Origin of the sequence: Microbacterium sp. NPDC096154, from assembly GCF_040302945.1 — a bacterium.
GTDB lineage: Bacteria > Actinomycetota > Actinomycetes > Actinomycetales > Microbacteriaceae > Microbacterium.
On the sequence record NZ_JBEOSM010000001.1, the window covers coordinates 220,723 to 244,241 of the forward strand.

20 protein-coding genes and 1 pseudogene are annotated in these 23,519 nt (G+C 70.0%); 8 read left to right on the plus strand and 13 right to left on the minus strand.

Annotated elements, in window-relative coordinates:
* Nucleotides 1–76: 76 nt before the first annotated feature.
* Nucleotides 77–754: pseudogene (locus tag ABTW64_RS01085) on the plus strand (trimeric intracellular cation channel family protein); the annotation flags it as partial.
* Nucleotides 755–1,006: 252 nt separating this feature from the next.
* Here the strand turns inward: ABTW64_RS01085 and leuA are convergent.
* Complete coding sequence (leuA, locus tag ABTW64_RS01090; RefSeq protein WP_350618291.1) at nt 1,007–2,761, minus strand: 2-isopropylmalate synthase; 1,755 nt, start codon at nt 2,759–2,761, stop codon at nt 1,007–1,009.
* Between the two features lie 229 nt (nt 2,762–2,990).
* Here leuA and ABTW64_RS01095 point away from each other — a divergent pair, with 229 nt between their 5' ends.
* Nucleotides 2,991–3,626, plus strand: coding sequence for a hypothetical protein (locus ABTW64_RS01095; RefSeq protein ID WP_350618293.1), 636 nt, complete (start codon nt 2,991–2,993; stop codon nt 3,624–3,626).
* 10 nt (nt 3,627–3,636) lie between these two features.
* Here the strand turns inward: ABTW64_RS01095 and era are convergent, their stop codons facing one another.
* The 11 genes from era to lepA all read right to left on the minus strand — a co-directional run bounded on the left by era (nt 3,637) and on the right by lepA (nt 14,806).
* Complete coding sequence (gene era / locus ABTW64_RS01100) at nt 3,637–4,536, minus strand: GTPase Era (protein WP_350618295.1); 900 nt, start codon at nt 4,534–4,536, stop codon at nt 3,637–3,639.
* A complete protein-coding gene (locus ABTW64_RS01105) occupies nt 4,533–5,942 on the minus strand; it encodes a hemolysin family protein (RefSeq protein ID WP_350618297.1) in 1,410 nt (469 codons plus the stop codon). Before ABTW64_RS01105 ends, era begins: the two co-directional genes overlap by 4 nt.
* A gap of 22 nt (nt 5,943–5,964) precedes the next feature.
* A complete protein-coding gene (gene ybeY, locus ABTW64_RS01110) occupies nt 5,965–6,435 on the minus strand; it encodes an rRNA maturation RNase YbeY (protein ID WP_350618818.1) in 471 nt (156 codons plus the stop codon).
* Nucleotides 6,429–7,559, minus strand: a complete 1,131-nt coding sequence (locus tag ABTW64_RS01115) for a PhoH family protein (RefSeq protein ID WP_502892280.1) — start codon at nt 7,557–7,559, stop codon at nt 6,429–6,431. Before ABTW64_RS01115 ends, ybeY begins: the two co-directional genes overlap by 7 nt.
* On the minus strand, nt 7,552–7,902 hold the full coding sequence (locus tag ABTW64_RS01120) for an HIT domain-containing protein (protein ID WP_350618299.1): 351 nt from the start codon (nt 7,900–7,902) through the stop codon (nt 7,552–7,554). Before ABTW64_RS01120 ends, ABTW64_RS01115 begins: the two co-directional genes overlap by 8 nt.
* A 43-nt stretch (nt 7,903–7,945) precedes the next feature.
* Nucleotides 7,946–8,677 carry a 16S rRNA (uracil(1498)-N(3))-methyltransferase gene (locus ABTW64_RS01125; protein WP_350618301.1) on the minus strand — a complete coding sequence of 244 codons (732 nt, stop codon included), beginning with the start codon at nt 8,675–8,677 and terminating at the stop codon, nt 7,946–7,948.
* A gap of 4 nt (nt 8,678–8,681) precedes the next feature.
* Nucleotides 8,682–9,797, minus strand: a complete 1,116-nt coding sequence (gene dnaJ / locus ABTW64_RS01130) for a molecular chaperone DnaJ (protein WP_350618303.1) — start codon at nt 9,795–9,797, stop codon at nt 8,682–8,684.
* A 68-nt stretch (nt 9,798–9,865) separates the two neighbouring features.
* Nucleotides 9,866–10,906 carry a heat-inducible transcriptional repressor HrcA gene (hrcA, locus tag ABTW64_RS01135; protein WP_350618305.1) on the minus strand — a complete coding sequence of 347 codons (1,041 nt, stop codon included), beginning with the start codon at nt 10,904–10,906 and terminating at the stop codon, nt 9,866–9,868.
* A 135-nt stretch (nt 10,907–11,041) separates the two neighbouring features.
* Nucleotides 11,042–12,259, minus strand: coding sequence for a radical SAM family heme chaperone HemW (hemW, locus tag ABTW64_RS01140; RefSeq protein WP_350618307.1), 1,218 nt, complete (start codon nt 12,257–12,259; stop codon nt 11,042–11,044).
* A gap of 13 nt (nt 12,260–12,272) precedes the next feature.
* Nucleotides 12,273–12,926: a DUF1990 domain-containing protein gene (locus ABTW64_RS01145; RefSeq protein ID WP_350618309.1), complete on the minus strand. Its 654-nt coding sequence runs from the start codon at nt 12,924–12,926 to the stop codon at nt 12,273–12,275.
* A gap of 32 nt (nt 12,927–12,958) precedes the next feature.
* Nucleotides 12,959–14,806, minus strand: a complete 1,848-nt coding sequence (gene lepA / locus ABTW64_RS01150; RefSeq protein WP_350618311.1) for a translation elongation factor 4 — start codon at nt 14,804–14,806, stop codon at nt 12,959–12,961.
* Nucleotides 14,807–15,029: 223 nt separating this feature from the next.
* On the opposite strand from lepA, the gene ABTW64_RS01155 reads away from it, so the two are divergent.
* The 6 genes from ABTW64_RS01155 (at nt 15,030) to rpsT (ending at nt 22,309) form a co-directional block, all read left to right on the plus strand.
* Nucleotides 15,030–16,769: an ABC transporter family substrate-binding protein gene (locus tag ABTW64_RS01155; RefSeq protein ID WP_350618313.1), complete on the plus strand. Its 1,740-nt coding sequence runs from the start codon at nt 15,030–15,032 to the stop codon at nt 16,767–16,769.
* 107 nt (nt 16,770–16,876) lie between these two features.
* Nucleotides 16,877–18,397 carry an ABC transporter permease gene (locus ABTW64_RS01160; RefSeq protein WP_350618315.1) on the plus strand — a complete coding sequence of 507 codons (1,521 nt, stop codon included), beginning with the start codon at nt 16,877–16,879 and terminating at the stop codon, nt 18,395–18,397.
* Entirely contained in the window at nt 18,394–19,443 is a 1,050-nt protein-coding gene (locus ABTW64_RS01165) for an ABC transporter permease (protein ID WP_350618317.1), read from the plus strand. Before ABTW64_RS01160 ends, ABTW64_RS01165 begins: the two co-directional genes overlap by 4 nt.
* On the plus strand, nt 19,440–21,107 hold the full coding sequence (locus tag ABTW64_RS01170) for an ABC transporter ATP-binding protein (protein ID WP_350618319.1): 1,668 nt from the start codon (nt 19,440–19,442) through the stop codon (nt 21,105–21,107). Before ABTW64_RS01165 ends, ABTW64_RS01170 begins: the two co-directional genes overlap by 4 nt.
* A gap of 84 nt (nt 21,108–21,191) precedes the next feature.
* Nucleotides 21,192–21,932 (plus strand): alpha/beta fold hydrolase, encoded by a 741-nt coding sequence (locus ABTW64_RS01175; RefSeq protein WP_350618321.1) that lies wholly within the window; start codon nt 21,192–21,194, stop codon nt 21,930–21,932.
* A gap of 116 nt (nt 21,933–22,048) precedes the next feature.
* Nucleotides 22,049–22,309 carry a 30S ribosomal protein S20 gene (rpsT, locus tag ABTW64_RS01180; RefSeq protein WP_350618323.1) on the plus strand — a complete coding sequence of 87 codons (261 nt, stop codon included), beginning with the start codon at nt 22,049–22,051 and terminating at the stop codon, nt 22,307–22,309.
* 145 nt (nt 22,310–22,454) lie between these two features.
* Here the strand turns inward: rpsT and holA are convergent, their stop codons facing one another.
* Nucleotides 22,455–23,498: a DNA polymerase III subunit delta gene (gene holA, locus ABTW64_RS01185; RefSeq protein ID WP_350618325.1), complete on the minus strand. Its 1,044-nt coding sequence runs from the start codon at nt 23,496–23,498 to the stop codon at nt 22,455–22,457.
* Between the last annotated feature and the right edge of the window lie 21 nt (nt 23,499–23,519).

Consider the following 23,519-nt stretch of genomic DNA (forward strand, 5'->3'; position numbering starts at 1 on the left):
GCCGAGCGGGCGTGAGACGACGCGCCCGGGCCGGTCGCCGAGCCGACGCTCGGCGGCCCGGTGACACCATGGAGGGGTGACCGAGAACGCGTTCATCCTGCCCCTCTGGGCCGATCTGGTGGCGGTCGGCCTGGGCGGCGTGCAGGGCGCGGTCTTCGCGTCGGGCTTCCAGGGGCAGCGCCGTCTCGATCTGCTCGGCGTCGCGCTGATCGGCATCATCGTCGGGCTCGGCGGCGGCCTCATCCGCGACATCCTGCTGGGCGTGACACCCGCCGCCATGCAGTCGAACTGGTACCTGCCCACCGCGGTCGTCGCGTCGCTCTCGGGCATGCTGCTGGCAGGGGTCTTCCAGCGGCTCAACAAGGTCATCATCGCGCTCGACGCCGTGCTGATCGGCCTCTTCGGCGCCTTCGGCACGAGCAAGGCGCTCGCGTTCGGTCTGCCCCTCGTGCCGGCCATCTTCATCGGCGCCATGGCCGCCGTCGGCGGCGGCGTGGCGCGCGACGTCGTGATGGGACTGCCCATCGCGATCATGCACGTCGGGTCGCTCTACGCCGTCGCGGCGGCCGCCGGATGCACCGTGCTCGGCGTGAGCTACCAGGCCGGGCTCGACATCGTGCCCGCCGCGACGGCCGGCGTGATCGTGACGACCGTCATCCGGCTGCTCGCGGTGATCTTCGATCTGTCGCTGCCCGAACAGCGCCGCATCTATCGCCGGAGGGTCGCGCTCGAGACCGCCGCGATCCCCGTCATCTCGTCCGAGATGCTCGAGCAGGCCCAGGCCGCGGCGGACCAGGCGACCGAGGCGGTGGAGCAGGCCGTCGAGGCCGTCGCCCAGGCGCAGGCCGCGGCGGAGCAGGCCACCGAGGCGGTCGGTCAGACGGCGGAGGCCGTCGAGCAGGCGACAGAGGCGATGGAGCTCGCTGCCGAGGCGAACGAGCAGGCTCAGGCGGCCGCGGAGCAGGCGGCGGAGGCCGTCGGCGACGACGACCTCACCGCCCGCTGATCAGACCGCGGCCAGCTCCGGCTGACGCGCCCGGATCGACCGGTTCACTCCCGACACGATGGCCTTGAGCGACGCGGTCGAGATGTCGCCGTCGATGCCGACGCCCCACAGGCGCTGCCCGTCGACCTGCAGCTCGACGTACGCCGCGGCCTCGGCATCGCCCGACGCGCTGAGCGTGTGCTCGACGTAGTCGTACAGCGTGACGTCGATGCCCTGCTCGCGCAGCACGGACAGGAACGCGGCGATGGGGCCGTTGCCGTGGCCCGAGAGGTCGATCCGGTCCTCGCCATCACGCAGCGCGACCTCGAGCGACACGTCGCCGTCCATCATGCTGCGCGTGCTGGTGCCCAGCAGCTCGAAGCGACCCCAGCGCGCCTCCTCGCGGGCTGACGGCAGGTACTCGTCCTGGAAGATCGCCCAGATCTGGTCGCTTGTCACCTCGCCGCCCTCGGCGTCGGTCTTGGCCTGCACCACGCCCGAGAACTCGATCTGCAGCTTGCGCGGCAGGTCGAGCGCGTGGTCGCTCTTCAGCAGGTACGCGACGCCCCCCTTGCCCGACTGGGAGTTGACGCGGATGACCGCCTCGTAGGACCGGCCGAGATCCTTCGGATCGATGGGCAGGTACGGCACGCCCCATTCGATGTCGTCGACCGAGACGCCCTGAGCCTCGGCCTTGGCGGCCATGGCCTCGAAGCCCTTCTTGATCGCATCCTGGTGCGACCCGCTGAACGCGGTGAACACGAGGTCGCCCGCCCAGGGGCTGCGCTCGGGGACGGGCAGCTGATTGCAGTACTCGACCGTGCGCTTGACGTGATCGATGTCGCTGAAGTCGATCTGCGGGTCGATGCCCTGCGTGAGCAGGTTCACGCCCAGCGCCACGAGGTCGACGTTGCCCGTGCGCTCGCCGTTGCCGAACAGGCATCCCTCGATGCGGTCGGCGCCGGCCATGTAGCCCAGCTCCGCGGCGGCGACGGCCGTGCCGCGGTCGTTGTGGGGGTGCAGCGACAGGATGACGTTCTCGCGGTGGTTCAGGTGCCGGCTCATCCACTCGATCGAGTCGGCATAGATGTTCGGCGTGGCCATCTCGACCGTCGCGGGCAGGTTGATGATCACCTTGCGCTCGGGGGTGGGCTCGAACACCTCGAGCACCTGGTTGCAGACATCCACGGCGAAGTCGAGCTCGGTGCCCGTGTAGCTCTCCGGCGAGTACTCGTAGTACACGGCGGTCTCGGGCACGGTCCGCTCGTACTGGCGGCACAGGCGCGCGCCCTCGAGCGCGATGTCGATGATGCCCTGGCGGTCGGTGCGGAACACGACCTCACGCTGCAGCACGCTGGTCGAGTTGTAGAGGTGCACGATGGCCTGCTTGGCACCCTTGATCGCCTCGTACGTGCGGGCGATCAGGTGCTCCCGGGCCTGCGTCAGCACCTGGATCGTCACGTCGTCGGGGATGAGCCCCTCCTCGATCAGCTGACGCACGAAGTCGAAGTCGGTCTGACTGGCCGACGGGAAGCCGACCTCGATCTCCTTGTAGCCCATCTCGACGAGCAGCTCGAACATCACGCGCTTGCGCTCGGGGCTCATGGGGTCGATCAGCGCCTGGTTGCCGTCACGCAGGTCGACCGCGCACCACCGCGGCGCCTTCTCGATGCGCGTCGACGGCCAGGTGCGGTCGGGCAGGTCCACGGCGATCTGCTCGTGGAACGGGCGGTACTTGTGCACCGGCATGCCGCTGGGCTTCTGGGTGTTCTCCATGGGATGTCGCTTCTTCTCGTGTCGTTGTGTGTGAGGGCCGACGACAAGCTCCGCGACGAGGAGGCCCTAGATCGAGGTCTCGTCGCGGCGGCTAAGAAGAAGAAGCCCACCGAGGCGCATGTCGTCAGACTACCACGCAGATTGCGCGGTTCCGGCGGCACCCATGGCCACCGCTCTGGGCAGGATGCTCAACGGCGAGACGTTCGCCTGCGATGCGACACTCTCCAGCATGAGCACTTCGCAGCGCATCGCCGGCGCCATCCTTTCCGCCATCGCCTTGAGCGCGCTGATCACGGCCTGCAGCACCCCGCGGGCCGACGCGCCGGCGGCCCCGCCCGCGCCGCGCCTGGGCGACGTGCATCCGGCGCCGCCGAGCGGCGAGGTGGTGGTGGAGGGTCTGGTCATGGACAAGGAGGGCCGGGACGTCCAGCTCTGCTACGGCGTCATGGCGCTGTCCTACCCGCCGCAGTGCGGCGGCCTGCCGCTCGACGGGTGGGACTGGGGCTCGGTTGACGGATCCGAGACGGCGGGCGACAGCACCTTCGGCAGCTATGCCGTGACCGGGAGGTACGACGGCGAGCGGCTGACGGTGACCGCACCGCCGATCCCGCTGGCGCTGTACGACCCGATCGCACGGGACGACCCGACGGGCGGCGTCCCTGGCGACACGCCGGAGGAACGGCTGGAGCGGGTCGGCGCCGCGGTCCACGGCCGGCTCGGCGACCGGGCGATCCTGGCGCATCCCGACGGCGGGTACCTGCGTGTGCAGGTGCTGTGGGACGACGGCACGTATCAGGATGCCGCGGACGCCGAGTTCGGCGAGAAGGTCGTGATCGTCGAGTCGCTGATGCGCCCCGTCGGCTGACGGCTCGGCCTCAGAAGCCGAGCCGGCCCAGCTGCTTGGGATCGCGCTGCCACTCCTTCGCCACGCGCACGTGCAGCTTGAGGAACACCTTCGTGCCCACCAGCGGCTCGATCTGCGCGCGGGCGCGCGCGCCGACGTCCCGCAGGCGCGCGCCCTTGGGGCCGATGATGATGCCCTTCTGGCTGTCGCGCTCGACCACGACGCTCGCGTGCACATCGGTCAGGTCGTCGCGGTCCTCGCGCGGCATGATCTCGTCGACCGTGACGGCGATCGAGTGCGGCAGCTCGTCGCGAACGCCCTCGAGCGCGGCCTCGCGGATGATCTCGGCCACGCGGTCCTCGGTGCTCTCGTCGGTGACGACGCCCTCCTCGTACAGCGCGGGCCCCTCCGGCATGAGGGCGAGCAGCTCGTCGCTGAGCACGTCGAGCTGGTCACCGGTGAGGGACGACAGCGGGATGACCGCGGCCCAGTCCTCGCGCAGCGCGTTGACCTCGATGAGCCGCTCCATGGTCTGCTCCGATGAGGCGGCATCCGTCTTGGTGACGATCGCGACCTTCTTGGCGCGCGGGTAGCCGTCGAGCGACTCGGCGATGCGGCGATCGCCTGGGCCGACCTTCTCGGGAGCCGGCGCGCAGAAGGCGATCACGTCGACGTCACCCAGCACCTGCTCAACCAGATCGTTCAGCCGCTGCCCCAGCAGCGTGCGGGGCTTGTGGATGCCGGGCGTGTCGACGACCACCAGCTGACCGCCGGGCCGGTTCAGGATGCCGCGGATCGCGCGCCGCGTGGTCTGCGGCTTCTCGCTGGTGATCGCCACCTTCTCGCCCACGAGCGCGTTCATGAGCGTCGACTTGCCGACGTTCGGCCGGCCCACGAACGTGACGAAACCCGATCGGGTCGACTCGGTCATCCTGCGTCTCCTTCGTACCGGTCTCGGCCGGCCTCTCGTGGCTCGATCGCGATCTCGCCCGTGCGCGGGTGGAACTCGGCGAACGCCTCCTCCACGGCTTTGAGGGCCTCACCCCGCTCGACGAACACGGTCGCGATGCCGCGCCCGCGGCCGCGCGACGTGCCGCCCGTCAGCAGGATGCCCGCCACCTCCGCCACGTCGCCGGGCTGCGGCACACGGCCCAGCGCCTTGCCGAGCAGACCGCCGACGGAATCCACATCCTCGTCCTCGAGCTCGACGCCGAACAGATCGCCGACCTCGTCGAGTGAGAGGCGCGCGCTCACACGGTAGCGGCCGTCGGCCAGCTCGACGATCTCCTTCGAGGGCGCGTCGTACTCGTCGGAGATCTCGCCGACGAGCTCCTCGATCAGGTCCTCGAGCGTGACGAGCCCCGCGATGCCGCCGTACTCGTCGACCACGAGGCACACGTGCACGGCATCGCGCTTCATCTGCTGCAGCAGCGTCTCGGCGCGCATCTGCTCGGGCACGAACACCGCGGGCCGCGCGATCGCCCGGATCCCGGCCTCACGCCATCCCGCACGCTCGGCGCCCGTCACGGCATCGCGGAACCCGAACTGCACGACGTCCTTGAGATAGAGCACGCCGACGATGTCGTCGACCTCGCCGTCGACCACGGGCATGCGCGAGATGCCGCGGTCGAGGAACAGCTGCATGGCCTCCTGCATGCTCGCGGCGGCGTCGACGGTGACCATGTCGGTGCGGGGCACCATCACGGCCCGCACCACCTGGTCCGTGAAGTCGAAGACCGAGTGGATGAGCTCCCGGTCATCGGCCTCGATCAGCGCGTGCGAGGCCGCCTCGTCGACGATGCTGAGCAGCTGCTCCTCCGACTCGAAGCTTCGGCGCCCGCCTCCCGGGGTGACGCGGTTGCCGACGCTGGCGAGCCCGTGCGCCACAGGGCCGAACAGGATGCGCACGCCCCGCACCAGCGGCGCCGTCACCGGCAGCAGACGAGACGAGTAGCGGCGCCCGTATGTGGCGGGGCTCGACGCCACCGCGATGTAGTCGAGCACCGCCATCAGCAGCGCCGCGAACAGGATCGCCCACCACACACTGCCCCACGGCACTCCGTCGAGCAGCAGCACGAAGGCCGCCGTCACGAGCACAGCCGCCGTCATCTCGGCGAGCACGCGGGCGAACACGACCACCGCGCCATGGCGGTCCGGGTCCGCCGCAATCCGAGCCAGCGAGCGGGCGTTGCGCCCTTCGGTCGCGAGGTCGACGAGGTCACCGCGCGAACTCACCGACAGCGCGGCATCGACGGCCGACATGAGGCCGGCGAAGATCACCAGGAGCAGGGCGGCGCCCAGCAGCAGGAGAGGCGCGGCCAGAGCGGTCTCGGTCATGCGGTCTCAGTCATGCGGTCGATCACGCCGAAGCGCGACGGCGCTCGGCGACGGCGAACGCCGAGATCAGCTCGCGCTGCAGGCCGAACATCTCCCGCTCCTCCTCCGGCTCGGCGTGGTCGTAGCCGAGCAGGTGCAGCAGGCCATGCGTCGTGAGCAGGATGAGCTCGTCCATGGTCGAGTGACCGGCGGTCTCGGCCTGCGACTCGGCCACCTGCGGGCACAGCACGATGTCGCCCAGCAGGCCGGGGGGCGTCGGCTGGTCCTCGGTGCCCGGGCGCAGCTCGTCCATGGGGAAGCTGAGCACATCGGTCGGCCCGGGCTCGTCCATCCACTGCAGGTGCAGCTGCTCCATGGCACCCTCGTCGACCAGCACGATCGCCACGTCGGCGTCGGGCGACACGTGCAGCGCCGCCAGGTTGTCCTGCGTCAGGCGCAGCAGCACCGACTCGTCGATGTCGACGGCGGACTCGTTGTTGATGTCGATCACGATCGTCCTCGCTTGGGAGTGCGGTCACGGGGGCCGGCGGAGCCCAGGCCTGATGGGCGCTGTGCCGCCCGCCGCTCGGCGCGGTTGGCGAACTCGGCGGCCTCGTCGCGCTCGTGGCGGGCGGCCAGGCGCTTCTCGTCGTACTCGCTGTAGGCGTCGACGATGCGCCCGACGAGCGAGTGACGCACAACGTCGTCGCTCGACAGGCGTGCGAAGTGGATGTCGTCGATCCGGTCCAGCACGCGGGTCACCAGGCGAAGGCCCGACGCGCCCTGAGGCAGGTCGACCTGCGTGATGTCGCCCGTCACCACCATCTTCGCGCCGAAGCCGAGGCGCGTCAGGAACATCTTCATCTGCTCAGGCGTGGTGTTCTGCGCCTCGTCGAGCACGACGAACGAGTTGTTGAGCGTGCGCCCGCGCATGTACGCAAGCGGTGCGACCTCGATCGTGCCCGTCGCCATGAGCTTCGGCACGAGCTCGGGATCCATCATCTCGTTGAGCGCGTCGTACAGCGGCCGCAGATACGGGTCGATCTTGTCCGTCAGCGTGCCGGGCAGGAAGCCCAGTCGCTCCCCCGCCTCCACGGCGGGACGCGTCAGGATGATCCGCTCCACCTCACGACGCTGCAGCGCCTGCACGGCCTTCGCCATCGCGAGGTAGGTCTTGCCCGTGCCTGCGGGTCCGATCCCGAACACGATGGTGTTCTCGTCGATCGCGTCGACGTACTCCTTCTGACCCACGGTCTTGGGCCGGATGGTCTTGCCGCGCGAGGACAGGATCGCCTCGCCCATGACCTCGCTGGGCCGCGGACCGTTCTCGTCGCGCATCATGCGCGCCGAGCTCTGCACGTCGGCCGGGCCGAGCGCATGCCCGGCCCTGGTCATCTCGAGCAGCTCGTCGACGAGGGCGCGCGCGGCTCGCACGGGACCGGCCGCGCCGCGCAGCGTGATCTCGTTGCCGCGCACGTGCACGTCGACATCCGGATGAGCGCTCTCGACCATGCGGAGCAGGCGATCCTGTGGGCCGAGCAGCTGCACCATCGCGACGCCGTCTGCGGTCACCGTCTCGGTGACGGGATCGCCGTTCTGCTCCGAGCGGCGCGGATCAGGGGTACCGGAGTCACTCACCGACGAGGCTCTTCTCTCCCAGGCCGCCGGCGAGCACGTGCGCGTGCACGTGGAACACCGTCTGGCCGGCTCCGGCACCCGTGTTGAACAGCAGCCGGAAGTCGCCGTCACCGTGCTCCGCGCCCAGCCGCTTCGCCAGGCCGATCATCTCGGCCAGCAGCGACGGGTCACCCGCCGCGAGCTCTGTCACGTCGCGGTACTCCTGAGTCTTCGGGATCACCAGCAGGTGCACCGGCGCCTGCGGCGAGATGTCCTTGATGGCGAAGACACGCTCGGTCTCGGCCACGATCTCGCCGGGGATGTCGCCCTGCAGGATGCGGGTGAAGATCGAGGGTTCGCTCATGAGTCCAGTCTATGCGCGCGGGGGCGCCCGAGCCGGGGCGAGCTCACCAGCGGCCGAGGCGCGCGTTGACGAGCGCCAGAGCCGCGGGACCCGCGGTGGAGGTGCGCAGCACCGTGTCGCCGAGTCGCACACGCGTGGCTCCGGCTTCCTCGAGCCGCTCGAGCTCTTCGGGCGCGATGCCGCCCTCCGGGCCCACCACCAGGAGGATGTCCCGCTCGCCCGCCAGATCGACCCCGCTCAGGCGCGCCTGGGCGGTCGGGTCCAGCACGAGCACGCGGGAATCCGCCGCACGAGCGGCCAGTGCCGCTGTCGAGACCACGGCGGTGACCTCCGGAAGCCAGGCGCGGTGCGCCTGCTTGGCCGCCTCGCGCACGATGGTCGCCCATCGCGCGCGCCCCTTCTCGGCCTTCGGGCCCTCCCAGCGGGAGACGCTGCGCGCCGCCTGCCACGGCAGGATCTCGTCGACGCCCAGCTCCGTCGCGGCCTGCACGGCGAGCTCGTCGCGGTCGCCCTTCGCCAGCGCCTGTGCCAGCGCGATGCGCGGCGCCGGCGCGCTCTCCTCACGGCGCGCCGTGATGCGCACCACGACCTCGCGCGGCGCGACCGAGGCGCATTCGCCTTCGAGCCATGCCCCGCGGCCGTCGGTCACGGTCACGGCCTCCCCCACGCGCACGCGCCGCACCGCGGCCGCGTGGTGCGCCTCCGCGCCGGTGAGGGTGAGGGTGTCGCCGACGGCCGCGGATCCGGCCGTCTCGTCGACGAAGTGCAGCGCCACGGACTCAGCCGTTCCGGAACTTGTCGCGCAGCTTCGAGAACAGCCCCTGGTGGAACTCGGCCAGGCGCGGCTTCGGTGCCTTGGTCCGCTTGGCGAGCTCCTCGACGAGCGCGCGCTCCTTGGCGTCCAGGCGGGTGGGGGTCACCACGTGGATGCCCACGCGCAGGTCGCCGCGCTTCGACGAGCGCAGGCCGGTGATGCCGCGATCGGCGATCGTCAGCACCTCGCCGCCCTGCACGCCGGGACGCAGCTCGATGTCGACCGGGCCGTCGAGGGCCTCGAACGTCGTGCGCGTGCCCAGGATCGCATCGGTCATCGAGACCTCCAGCGTCGCCAGCAGGTCGTCGCCGTCGCGGCTGAACACCGGGTGCGGCGCCACCTGCACCTCCAGGTAGAGGTCGCCGTGGGGGCCGCCCGCCGGGCCCACCTCGCCCGATCCGGGCAGCTGCAGCCGCAGGCCCGACTCGACGCCTGCGGGGATGTCGACCGAGACGGTGCGGCGCGAGCGCACACGGCCCTGGCCGCCGCACGTGGCACACGGATGCGGGATCGTCGTGCCGTAGCCCTGGCACACGCCGCACGGCTGCTGGGTCACGACGTTGCCCAGCAGGCTGCGCACCTGGCGCTGCACGAAGCCGGCGCCGCCGCAGACCTCGCAGCGCTCGGGGCTGGTACCGGGCTGGCAGCACGATCCCTGGCACGTCTCGCACAGCACGGCGGTGTCGACCTCGATGTCGCGGTGCGCTCCGAACACGACGTCGCCCAGCTCAAGCGACACCCGCACGAGGGCATCCTGTCCGCGCTCGCGACGCGATCGCGGGCGACCCGCACGGGCACCGCCGGCGCTGGCCCCGAAGAACGTCTCGAAGATGTCGCTGAAGCCGCCGAAGCCGCCCGCGCCGCCGAACGGGCTCTCATCGCCGCCCATGTCGTAGCGGCGACGCTTCTCGTCGTCGCTCAGCACCTCATACGCGTGCGTGACGAGCTTGAACTGCTCGGCCGCGTCGTCGCTGGGGTTGACGTCGGGATGCAGCTGACGGGCCAGCTTGCGATACGCCTTCTTGATCTCGTCGGTCGTCGCCTCACGCGACACCCCGAGCACCTCGTAGTGGTCAGCCACACTCGCCTCTCAGTGGAGCGCCCGGGGCCGTCGCCCCGAGCGCATCCGGATGTTCGATCGCTCTCCGCCTAGCGGCGGTTCTCGTCCTCGTCCAGCAACCGGCTCAGATACCGCGCCACGGCGCGGGCTGCCGAGAGGTTGCTGGGGTAGTCCATGCGCGTCGGCCCCATCAGGCCGATGCGCGCGCGGCCGATGGCCGCGTCGTAGTCGCTCGCGATGATCGACGCCTCCGTCAGGCCGAACGCCTCGTTCTCGCGTCCGATGCTGGCCGACAAGCCTTGATCGTCGGCCGCCATCTCCGACATCAGCCGCAGCAGCGTGACCTGCTCCTCGATCGCCTCGAGAAGCGGATGGATGCTGCCGCGGAAGTCGTGCTCCCGCTTGGCGAGCGTCGCGGCACCGGCCATGACCAGGCGATCCTGCCGGAACTCGTCGAGCTCTTCGCCCACGACGGCCGCCAGGGCGAGCAGGGCGTCGTCGATCCGGGCGCGCTCGGCGGGGGCCGACGCGTGCAGCGCCTCGATCCGCTCCGACCCCGATCGCACCGAGCGTCCGGTCACGAGCGCCGCCAGCTGGGCCCGCAGCACAGGCACGTCGTCCTCCTCGACGCCCTGCGGCACGGCGGTGAGCCGCTGGGAGACCCGCCCCGTGTCGGTCACGATGATCACCAGCATCCGGATGTGGTCGAGCCGGACGAGCTCGACATGGGTCACGTTCGCCGAGGCGAACGACGGGTACTGCACCAGCGCGACCTGCCCGGTGAGCTGCGTCAGCAGGCGAACGGTGCGCGCGAGCAGGTCATCGAGATCCGCCGGGTCGGCCAGGAAGGTCGAGATCGCGGAGCGCTGCGCCGGCGACAGGGGGCGCAGCTCCGCCAGATGATCGACGAACACGCGGTAGCCCTTGTCGGTGGGAACGCGTCCCGACGACGTGTGGGGCGCCGTGATGAGCTCCTCATCCTCCAGCAGCGCCATGTCGTTGCGGATCGTCGCGGCCGACACCCCGAAGGCGTGCCGTTCGACGATCGACTTGCTGCCCACCGGCTCGTGGGTGTCGACGTAGTCCTGCACGATCGCGCGGAGGACCTTGAGTCCACGTTCCGTGACCATCCGCACACCTCCGTCAGAAATCCGCACCGCCTGGCACTCGTATCCGCTGAGTGCCAATTCTAGCGGCGATCGGGGCGGATATCGCCCAGCTCGCCGCGCTCTCCGCGCTCTCCGCGCGCCGCGTGCGCCGCCCGGTCACTCTGTGAGGGCCCGCACCACCGCGTCCGCCAGGAGGCGACCCTTCAGCGTGAGCACCACGCGCCCGCGCACGGCCGCGGCACCCTCGACCATGCCGTCGGCGACGAGCCCGGCGACCGCCCGACGCGCGCCGGAGGGCAGCGCGTCGACAGACAGTCCCTCCCGGATGCGGCTCTCCAGCAGCACGCGCTCCAGGCCGCGCGCCTCGGCATCGGGGGTCTCGCGGCCCGCTGCAGGCGACGTGCCCAGGGCGAGGCGCTGCGCGTACGCCGCGGGGTGCTTCACGTTCCACCAGCGCAGGCCGCCGACGTGACTGTGCGCGCCGGGACCGAAGCCCCACCAGTCCGACCCGCGCCAGTACGCGAGGTTGTGACGCGAGCGGTGCTCGTCGCCCCGGGCCCAGTTGCTGACCTCGTACCAGTCGAAGCCGGCGGCGGCGAGCGTGGCGTCGGCCAGCTCGTACATGTCGGCCTGCAGGTCGTCGTCCGGAGCGGGCACCTCACCGCGCTTGATCTGTCGGGCGAGCTTCGTGCCGTCCTCGATGATCAGCGCGTAGGCCGACAGGTGGTCGGGCCGCAGCGCGAGCGCGGCGTCGAGCGACGCCTCCCAGTCGGCCAGCGTCTCCCCCGGCGCTCCGTAGATCAGGTCGACGCTCACGTCGAGTCCCGCCTCGCGCGCGGCGTCCACGGCCGTGCGCACATTCGCCGGTGAGTGGGTGCGATCGAGCGCCGCGAGCACGTGCGGCACGGCCGACTGCATGCCGATCGACATGCGGTTCACTCCCGCGGCGGCGAGCTCTCGCACCACCTCGGGCGTCACGGTGTCGGGGTTCGCCTCGACCGTGACCTCGGCGCCGTCGGCGATGCCGAACGCGTCGCGCACGCCGTCGAGCATGCGCCCCAGGTCGCCGGCCGGGAGCAGGGTCGGCGTGCCGCCGCCGAAGAAGACGGTGCGCGCTGCCCGCAGCGGCCCCGCATCGGCCAGCACGTCTCTGCCGAGCCGCACCTCGCGCAGCAGCGTGTCGGCGTACTCGTCCTGGCGCGCGCCGCGCAGCTCGCCCGATGTGTAGGTGTTGAAGTCGCAGTATCCGCACCGCACCCGGCAGAACGGCACGTGCAGATACACGCCGAAGTCGAGCTCCGGATCGATCCGGACGTCGTCGGGCAGGCGGCCGTCGGCCGGGGCCGGGTCGCCGAGGGGCAGCGCGCCGGCCATCAGGGAAGGCCCATCAGGATCCGGGCGTCGCGAACAGCGGCGAGATGGCGCGCAGGTAGCCCGCGAACAGCGCCCTGCGGCGACGGCGCACGAAGCCGCGGAACATCCGATAGAAGAGTCCGACGGGCCGGTCGAACGCCTTGACCGTGAACCACACCTCGTCGTTGTCGCGCCACTCGACCATGAACGACTCCTCGCCGCTCACCATCGAGCCGCCGACCGTGCCGAGCGCGAAGCCGATGCGCCGGGCCTCCTCGATGACGAAGATCACGCGCAGCTCGGCGTCGGCGCGCATGCCGCCGATGCGGCCGTGCACCCGAAGCGTCGTGCCGGGGCCCGCGTAGGGCGTGCCCTCGGCGTCGTACCTCTGGTCGGTCTCGAGGCGCGACGGCGCGATCGCGTTGCCGTCGCCGTCGAAGCTCACGCCCGAGTAGGCGGGGCCCGGGGCGGGCCGCACGTCGGTGACCTTCAGCCCGGCGCCCTTCAGCGCGCCCCACGCGAGCAGCGACTCGCCCGCCGTGCGGAAGCGGTCCTCGCCGCTGCCGATGCGCCACGATTCAGCCGCGGGGAGGCTGTGCTCCGGCGGGTACTGCAGCAGGTCGTGGGCCTGCGTGGCGCCGACGGCCGCGTAGTCGACCGTCTCGTCCTGAAAGGTGCCGCGACGCATGTGATCCAGCCTACGTCCTGAGTCTGAGAGGCTTACTTGCCCTTGGTCTCCACATCGCCCGAGAGCGCCGCGATGAACGCGTTCTGAGGCACCTCGACGCGGCCGATCGTCTTCATCCGCTTCTTGCCTTCCTTCTGCTTCTCGAGCAGCTTGCGCTTGCGGGTGATGTCGCCGCCGTAGCACTTGGCCAGCACGTCCTTGCGGATCGCGCGGATGTTCTCGCGCGCGATGATGCGCGCGCCGATCGCGGCCTGGATCGGCACCTCGAACTGCTGGCGAGGGATCAGCTTGCGCAGCCGCTCGGCCATCGTCGTGCCGTACGCATATGCCTTCTCACGGTGCACGATCGCGCTGAACGCGTCGACGCGCTCCCCCTGCAGCAGGATGTCGACCTTCACGAGGTCGGCCTCCTGGCGTCCGGCGGGCTCGTAGTCGAGGCTCGCGTAGCCCTGCGTGCGGCTCTTGAGCTGATCGAAGAAGTCGAACACGATCTCGCCGAGCGGCATCGTGTACTTCAGCTCGACGCGCTCCTCCGACAGGTAGTCCATGCCCAGCAGGGTGCCGCGTCGGCTCTGGCAGAGGTCCATGATCGTGCCGACGTAGTCCTTGGGCGCCAGGATCGACGCCTTCACGATCGGCTCGGTCACCGCGTTGATCTTGCCGTCGGGATACTCGCTGGGGTTCGTCACGACGATGGTCTCGCCGGTCTCGCTCGTGACCTCGTAGATCACGCTCGGCGCCGTGGTGATCAGGTCGAGCCCGAACTCGCGCTCCAGCCGCTCGGTGATGATCTCGAGGTGGAGCAGGCCGAGGAAGCCGCACCGGAACCCGAAGCCGAGTGCGACCGACGTCTCCGGCTCGTAGGCGAGCGAGGCGTCCGACAGCTTCAGCTTGTCGAGCGCGTCGCGGAGGTCCGGATAATCGCTGGCGTCGATCGGGTACAGGCCCGAGTACACCATCGGCTTCGGGTCGACGTAGCCCGGCAGCGCGTCGGACGCGGGCGTGCGCGCGTTGGTGACGGTGTCGCCGACCTTCGACTGCCGCACGTCCTTCACGCCCGTGATCAGGTATCCCACCTCGCCCACGCCGAGACCCTTGGAGGGCACCGGCTCCGGGGCCGATACGCCGATCTCGAGCAGCTCGTGCGTCGCCCGCGTCGACATCATCTGGATGCGCTCGCGCGGCGACAGGCGCCCGTCGATCATGCGCACGTACGTCACCACACCGCGGTACGCGTCGTACACCGAGTCGAAGATCATCGCGCGCGCCGGAGCATCCGCGTCGCCCTTCGGGGCCGGGATCTCGCGCACCAGGCGGTCGAGCAGCTCCTCCACGCCCTGCCCCGTCTTGCCCGACACGCGCAGCACGTCGTCGGGGTCGCCGCCGATGAGGTCGGCGAGCTCCCTGGCGAAGCGCTCGGGGTCGGCCGCCGGCAGGTCGATCTTGTTGAGCACCGGGATGATCGTGAGGTCGTTCTCGAGAGCGAGGTAGAGGTTCGCGAGCGTCTGCGCCTCGATGCCCTGCGCTGCGTCGACCAGCAAAATGGCCCCCTCGCACGCCGCGAGAGAGCGGGAGACCTCGTACGTGAAGTCGACGTGCCCCGGCGTGTCGATCATGTTGAGCGCGACGGTCTCACCGTCGACCTCCCAGGGCATGCGCACGGCCTGGGACTTGATCGTGATGCCGCGCTCGCGCTCGATGTCCATCCGATCGAGGTACTGCGCCCGCATGTCGCGATCGGCGACCACGCCGGTGATCTGCAGCATGCGGTCGGCCAGCGTGGACTTGCCGTGGTCGATGTGGGCGATGATGCAGAAGTTGCGGATGCGCTCGGGGGGCGTCGCGGCAGGCTCGAGCGGCGTAGAGGCACGGGGTGACATGTTCCCTCGATTCTACGGTGCCCCCGGCGCGAGGCCCGCCGTGCATCTCGATGCCTCGGGGACACCGGCTGGCCACGATCTGCTCAGCAGTTGGACACGATTCACTAACGAATTGCGCGCCCGTAACACTCAGGAAACGCTCAGCCCGCAGACTCTTCCGCATGCGCCGGCCTGATATGTCGGGCCAGCTCACACCAGTCCCCAACAGAAACAGGATCAGCGAATGCGTCAGAAGCGCACCTGGATCGCCCTCGCGGCGATCGCAGCAGTCGCCGCGGGCCTCACCGCCTGCGCCCCGCCCGAGGCCACGGAAGGCGGCGGCGACACCTCCTCGAACGTCAGCCAGTCGATCGCCGTCTCGGTCGGCCCGAACGAGTTCATCAGCTACAACGGCTTCACGCCCGAGAGCTACAGCACCTACAACTCGGCCATCACCGACCAGATCAAGATGGGCTTCTACACGATGGGCCCGGACGGCACGGTGGAGCCGAACCCCGACCTCGGCTCGTACGAGCTCGTGTCGGAGGACCCGATGGTGATCGAGTACACCATCAGCGACGACGCCAAGTGGTCGGATGGCACGCCCATCACGGTCGCGGACGCGGTGTTCGCGTGGGCTGTTCAGAACCCCAATCTCTCCTCGGGCGACGCTCCCCTGTTCAACTCGGTCTCGCAGGACCTCGGCAATACCGTGCCCGAGGGCCCGCAGGGCGACTGGGACGGCAAGACCTTCACGGTCGAGTTCACCGACCCGGACCCCGACTGGCAGATCCAGACCTGGATGCTCGACCCCGCGCACGTGGTGGCCGAGCAGGCCGGAATGGAGCTCGAGGCCTTCGTCGAGGCGATCCGCAGCGGTGACGCCGAGGCGCTCGCCCCGGCCGCCGAGTTCTGGAACACCGGCTGGATGACCGAGCCGGGCACGCTTCCGGAGGAGGCGCTCATCCCGTCGTCAGGCCCCTACGTGCTGTCCTCGTGGGAGCCCGGCCAGTCGATCACGCTGAAGGCCAACGAGGAGTACTACGGCGACAAGTGGGCGCCCGCCAACGACGAGCTCGTGTTCCGCTTCGTCGAGCAGGACGCGATGGTGCAGGCGCTCGACAACGGCGACCTCGACGTGATCGCCCCGCAGCCGACGGTCGACACCGTGAGCCAGCTCGAGGAACTGGGCGACGCCGTGACGATCCACGACGGCGCGACGCTGACGTGGGAGCACCTCGACTTCAACTTCGTCGAGGGCTCGCTCTTCGCCGACAACCTGGAGCTGCGCAAGGCCTTCGCGATGTGCGTGCCGCGCGCGCAGATCGTTGAGAACCTCATCAAGCCGATCTATCCCGAGGCCGAGGTCATGAACGCCCGCGAGGTGTTCCCGTTCCAGGACACGTATGACGAGGTCGTCGAGGCCTCGTACGACGGTCGGTACGACGAGGTCGACATCGAGGGCGCCAAGGCGATCGTCGAGGCCGAGGGCGCGACCGGCACCGAGGTGCGCATCGGCTACTCGGCTCCGAACCCGCGCCGCGCCGACGAGGTCGCCATGATCAAGTCGTCGTGCGACCAGGCCGGCTTCACAATCGTCGACGCCGGCAACGAGGACTTCTTCGCGCCGGGCGGCACGCAGGAGCGCGGCGACTACGAGGTCGCGCTGTTCGCCTGGGCCGGTTCGGGCCAGATCACCTCGGGCCAGAACATCTACGCCACGGGCAAGCCGCAGAACTACGGCCAGTACTCGAACGCCGAGGTCGACGCGGCGTGGCAGAAGCTCGTGACGACGCTCGACACCGAGGTGCACCTCGAGCAGACGAAGGTCATCGAGAAGCTCCTGTGGGACGACCTGTACGGCATCCCGGTCTTCGCGCACCCCGGCATCGACGCCTCCGCGTCGGACATCGAGGGCGTGGAGCACACCACGACCCAGAGCGGCATCTCCTGGAACGCGTCCACCTGGCACCGCGCCGAGTGATCGCGATCGCGTGACCGTGGGCCCGGCTCCTCGGGAGCCGGGCCCACACCCGTGCCGGTCACGACACCAGTCACGACTTCCAGTCACGACTCACAAGAGAGATCCCCGTGCTTCGATTCATCCTCCGCAGGGTCGCCGCCGCGGTCGGCATCCTGCTCGGCGCCTCCGCGTTGATCTACGTGCTCGTCATCAACTCGGGCGATCCGCTCAAGGATCTGCGCGAGAGCAATGCCGAGAACCGCGAGCTGCTGATGCAGCAGCGCATCGACTACCTCAACCTCGACCTCCCCTGGTACGAGCGCTACTTCACCTGGCTGGGCGGCGCGGCGAAGTGCGTCATCGGGCAGTGCGACCTGGGCCGCAACGTCAACGGCGTCGAGGTCACCAGCCTGCTGTCGCTCGCAGCGTCGTCGACCCTCCGCCTCGTGTTCCTCGCGACCGTGCTGGCGCTCGTGGTCGGCATCGCGATCGGCGTGCTCACCGCCGTGCGTCAGTACTCGGGCCTCGACTACTCGGTCACCTTCCTGACCTTCCTGTTCTTCTCGCTGCCGGTGTTCTGGGCAGCCGTGCTCCTGAAGGAGTACCTCGCCATCGGATTCAACGACTGGCTGAGGGACCCGGGATTCACGCCGCTGGAAGTCGTGCTGATCGCCCTCGTGGCGGGATTCCTCATGCAGGTGATGCTCGCCGGCTCGTGGAAGCGCCGCGCCATCACCTTCGGCGTGACCGCCGCCTTCTTCACCGTGGCGCTGCCGGCGCTGTCGGCGCTCGACTTCTTCCGCGCCCCGCAGCTCGGCTGGCTCGGGGTGGCCGTGCTCACGTTCGGAGTCGCGCTCAGCGCGACGGCGCTGTCGGTCGGCGTTCGCAACCGAAAGGTGCTGATCCCGGCGCTCATCACCGCCGCCCTCGTGAGCGTGATGCAGATCGTGCTCATCAACGTCTTCATCTACTACATGAGCTGGTGGATCCTGCTCGGCGGCCTCGCTCTCGCGGTGGCTGTGCCGTGGTTCCTCGGCCGCCGGCTCGGCGGACGGTACGGCGGCATCGCCGCCGGCGTCAGCGTCACGACCGGCGTGGTCGGCGCGGCGCTGACCGTGCTGGACCACCTGTTCCGCAACTGGCCGGAGTTCCTCGACCTGAAGCCGCGACCGATCTCCACGATCGGCTCTCACACCCCGAACTTCACCGGCGGCTTCTGGGAGACGTTCATGGACCACGCGACGCAGCTGCTGCTGCCCACGCTGCTGCTCACGCTCGTCGCGCTGGCGTCCTACAGCCGCTACACGCGCGCGTCGATGCTCGAGGTGAATCGTCAGGACTACATCCGCACGGCCCGCGCCAAGGGCGCGCCCGAGCGGGTCGTGATCTTCCGCCACGCGTTCCGCAACGCGCTCATCCCGATCACCACGATCGCGGCCTTCGACTTCGCCGCCCTCATCGGCGGCGCGGTCATCACCGAGCGGGTGTTCGGCTGGAAGGGCATGGGCGAGCTGTTCGCCACGGGACTGGACCACGTGGATCCTGCGCCCGTGATGGCCTTCTTCCTGGTGACCGGCACGTCGGCCATCCTGTTCAACCTGCTGGCCGACATCTTCTACGCAATTCTGGATCCGAGGATCAGGGTATGAGCACGACGGAACCGACCATGGACACGACGGAGATCCTGTCGCTCGCAGAGGCGGAGGACGCCGCTCTCCTGACGAAGCAGGCGAAGCCGCTCTCGCAGGGACAGCTGGTGGTGCGCCGCTTCGTGCGGCACAAGGCCGCCATGATCTCGCTGATCGTGCTGGCGCTCATCACGGTGGTCGCCTTCAGCTCAGTGGGCTTCGCCGGCATCCCGGGCTGGTGGGGCAAGAGCTACCTCGCCGCCGGCGCGGTGATCGACGGCGGACGCCCCACGCTCAGCCTGATCCCGACGTGGCTGGGCGGCGAGGGCATCCACTGGGGCGAGAACCCGTTCGGACAGGACAGCACGGGCAAGGACTACTTCGCGCTCGTGATGATCGGCACGCAGCGCTCGCTCACGATCGGCCTCATCGTCGGCATCGTGTCGACCTTCATCGGCTCGGTGATCGGCGCCGTCTCGGGCTACTTCCGCGGGTGGGTCGACTCGGTGCTGATGCGCATCACGGATGTCGTGATCGTCATCCCGCTGCTGGTGCTCGCCGCCGTGCTCGGCAAGATGGCGGGCAACCTGGGAGGCTCGGTCGTGCCGCTGGCGCTTCTGGTCGGCCTCGTGACGTGGACCGGACTGGCCCGCCTCGTGCGGGGCGAGGTCCTGTCCCTGCGCGAGCGCGAGTTCGTCTCGGCCGCGCAGTCGATGGGTGCCAACCCCGGGCGCATCATCTTCCAGCACCTGCTGCCGAACACGATCGGCGTCATCGTCGTCAACGCGACGTTCGCGATCGCAGGCGCCATCCTGCTCGAGAGCTCGCTCAGCTACCTGGGCTTCGGCGTCAAGCCGCCGGAGTCGTCGCTCGGCCTGCTCATCGCCCAGTACCAGGGCGCCTTCACGAACCGCCCGTGGCTGTTCTGGTGGCCCGGCATGATCATCCTCGCGATCACGCTGGCCTGGAACTTCATCGGCGACGGCCTGCGCGACGCATTCGACCCGCGTCAGGGCCGCAAGACACGCAAGGCGCGCCGCTTCGGGCTCGCCGGGAGGAACTCATGACCCTGGTAGAGGATGCCAAGACGGCGCTGAGCTTCACCGACCTGAAGGTGCGCTTCGGCACGGAGTCAGGCGTCGTGGACGCGGTGCGGGGGATCTCGCTGTCGGTGCGCCCGGGTGAGGTCGTCGCTCTGGTCGGCGAGTCCGGCTCCGGCAAGTCGGTGACGTCGATGGCGGCGATGGGGCTGCTTCCGGACAACGCCGAGGTCACCGGATCGGCGCATGTCGGCGATGTCGACGTCGTGGGCCTGCCTGCCGAGCGGATGCGCGGCATGCGCGCGACCGAGGTCGCCATGATCTTCCAGGAGCCGATGACGGCGCTCAATCCCGTGCTGACCATCGAGCGTCAGCTCACGGAGATCTACGAGCTGCACGACATCGCGTACGGTCAGGAGGCACGCGACCGCGCCCTCGAGATGCTGCGCCTGGTCGGCATCCCCGACCCGGAGACGCGCATCAAGCAGTATCCGCACCAGTTCTCGGGCGGCCAGCGCCAGCGCATCGTCATCGCGATGGCCATCGCCTGCGATCCGAAGGTGATCATCGCCGACGAACCGACCACCGCACTCGACGTGACGGTGCAGGCCGAGATCCTCGATCTGCTGCGGCGCCTGAAGGACGAGCTCGATGCCGGCATCCTGCTGATCACGCACAACATGGGCGTCGTCGCCGACCTCGCCGACCGCGTGGCCGTGATGTTCCGCGGCCGGCTGGTGGAGACGGGCACGGTGCAGGATGTGCTGACGCGCCCCCAGCACCCGTACACGGTCAAGCTGCTCGACGCGGTGCCGCGCCTGACGCAGGTGGATCTCGCGCACGGCCACGCGCCGAGCGAGATCCACGAGAGCGCGCCGGTGCTCGAGGCGCACGACCTGGTGCTCGAGTACACCATGCGCGGCAAGACGTTCCGCGCGGTCGAGGGCGTCTCGTTCGAGCTCGCACGCAATCAGGTGCTGGGCATCGTGGGCGAGTCCGGCTCGGGAAAGTCGACGATCGCGAAGGCGGTGCTCGGGCTCCTGCCCGTGGCGGGCGGCTCGCTCAAGGTCCACGGCGTGGAGCTCGCTTCCCTGCGGGGCCGACGCGCGAAGGAGGTGCGGCGGCGCATCGGCGTGGTCTTCCAGGACCCGGCCGCGTCGCTCAACCCCCGTTTCCCGATCGGCGACTGCCTGATCGAGCCCATGGTCATCCATCGCGTGGGCTCGCGGAAGGAGCGGATGGCGCGCGCCGAGGAGCTGCTCGATGCCGTGCGCCTGCCGCGCGACGTGATCAACCGCTACCCCCACGAGCTGTCGGGCGGGCAGCGGCAGCGCGTGTCGCTCGCACGGGCGCTCATGCTGCGTCCGGAGCTGCTGATCGCGGATGAGCCGACCTCGGCGCTCGACGTCTCGGTGCAGGCTGCGGTGCTCGACATGATCCGCGAGCTGCAGAGCGAGTACGAGTTCGCGTGCATGCTGGTGAGCCACGATCTGGCGGTGGTCGACATGCTGTCGGACAACGTCGTGGTGATGCAGAGCGGGCGTGCGGTGGAGCAGGGCCGCGCGACGAGCGTGCTGCACCATCCTGAGCACGAATACACCAAGCGGCTGCTCGCTGCCGCCCCCGTGCCCGATCCCGTCGAGCAGCGCGAGCGCCGTGAGGCGCGGCGCGCGCTGCTCGACGCGTCCTGAGCGCCGGCGCGTCGTGTGCTCTGGGGCCGGCGGTCCGTCCGCCGGCCTCAGAGCGGTCTTGGCGGCGCCTTCTAGGGTGAAGGCATGACGGTGCAGGTCGTGCTGGTGCACGGGATCCGGACCTCCGCCACCATGTGGCGTGCGCAGGTCGCCCATCTCGAGGAGCGGGACATCCCGGTGACGGCCCTCGATCTGCCCGGTCACGGCACACGCATCGATGAGACGTTCACCCTCGACGGGGCCTTCCAGACGATCGACCATGCCGTCCGGGAAGCGGCGTGCCGTGGGCCGGTGCTGCTGGTCGGACATTCGATGGGCGGGCTCATCGCCACGGAGTACGTGGGGGCCGAGGACGGGCCACCCGTCGCGGGCTTCGTCGCCGCCGGAAGCACCACCATTCCGCGGGGCGTCGGGCTGCGGGCCTACCGCGCGCTGATGGCCGGGTTCAACGCGCTGCCGGGCCGCGGCCGGTTCTTCACCGACGCGATGCTGCACGCCACGCTGCCGGCCGAGACGCGCGCCGACTTCGCGGCCGGGGGCTACGCGTTCCTGGCGCAGGACGTCGCCCTCCGGAGCCTGTCGGTGCTGGACCTGATGGCCGCGCTCAAGCGGATCGACGTTCCCACCTGGTTCGTCAACGGGCAATGGGATCAGCTGCGCCTGCACGAGCGGCTGTTCCTGCGCCTCGTGCCACATGCGGAGTTCGTCCTGGTGCCCCGCACGACCCACCTGGTGACCGCGATGCGCCCCGCCGTCTTCAACGCCGTGCTGGACCTCGCGATCGCGACGATCGACGCGCGGGATCGGCCGGGAGTCAGGGGCTGACCTGCTAGACTCGGTCCTTGGCTTGCGTGTGGGGCCAACCCACACCCGTCGTGCGACACCCCTCTCTTGTCAATCGACATCGTCCGAACAACCTCTGAACGAAAGTCCTCTGACACGTGGCAAACATCAAGTCGCAGATCAAGCGCATCAAGACCAACGAGAAGGCCCGCGAGCGCAACAAGGCCGTCAAGAGCGAGCTGAAGTCGGTCGTCCGCCGCACGCGCGAGGCCATCGCCGCCGGCGACAAGGCCGCCGCCGTCGCCGCCTTCGGCAAGGCCGCCAAGAAGCTCGACAAGGCCGCCAGCAAGGGCGTCATCCACAAGAACCAGGCCGCGAACCGCAAGTCGGCTCTCGCGTCGAAGGTCGCCGGTCTCTGACCCGACCTGAACGATGAAGGCCCGTCCCGTCAGGGGCGGGCCTTTTCGTCTGCCTGGTCTCGGCAGCTCGGCGTCGACGACGAGGTATCGACGACGAGACGAGGCGCCGGCGATGAGGTGTCGACGACGCGGCGTGAGGCTTGCCCTACTCCCCGAAGGGGCGGCGGGTCGCGATGACGGCGATCATGCGCTCGAGCGCGAACACGGGGTCTCGAGAGGCGCCCTTGACCTCGGCATCGGCCCGCGCCGCCGCCTGGATGGCGAGACCGAGACTCGACTGCGTCCAGCCCGCCTGGAGGTCGCGGCGGGCGCGGTCGACCTGCCAGTCCTTCATTCCCAGGCGCGACGCGAGGGCGCGCGCGGGCTCGCGCGAGCCGGCCACCTTCGCCATCGTGCGCAGCTTCATGGCGAAGGCCGCGACGATCGGCACCGGGTCGGCGCCGGATGCCAGGGCATGGCGCAGGCCCACGAGCGCCTCGCCGTAGCGCCCCGCGATGGCCGTGTCGGCGACCGCGAACGCGTTGGTCTCCACCCGTCCGCCGTAGTACCGCGCGACGATGTCTTCGGTGATGTCGCCGTCGACGTCAGAGATGAGCTGCTGGCAGGCCGCCGCGAGCTCGGTGAGGTCGTCGGTGAACGCCTGCAGCAGAGACTGCAGCGCGCGTGGCGCGATGCGGCGCCCAGCCGCCTTGAATTCGCCGGCGGCGAAGTCGTGGCGGTCGGCGTCGCGCTTGATCGCCGGGCAGGCCACCTCCGCTCCCCTGCCGACGCCGGCGCGGATCGCATCGAGCAGCTTCTTGCCCCGCACGCTGGCGCCGGTGTGGCGCAACACGAGGGTCGCCCCCTCCTGGGGGTGCTCGATGTACGCGAGCGCTTCGGCAAGGAACGCATCGCTGCACTTCTCCACCCCGGACACCCGCACCAGGCGGGGTTCGCCGAACAGCGACGGCGCCGACACCGCGAGCAGCGTGCCGGCGGTGTAGTCATCGGCCCGGATATCGCTGATCTCGACCGCCGGATCCTCCGCCTTCAGGTAGTCGCGCACGCCGGCGATCGCGCGCTCGGCGCAGATCTCCTCGGGCCCCGACACCAGCACGACGGGAGCGGGACGCGGACTGCGCCACGACAGCTGCGGGATCGAAGACTTGGGCGCCCGTGCGGTGGACTTCGAACCGGGTGCGGGGGCCATACGGCCAGCCTACCGGCGGCG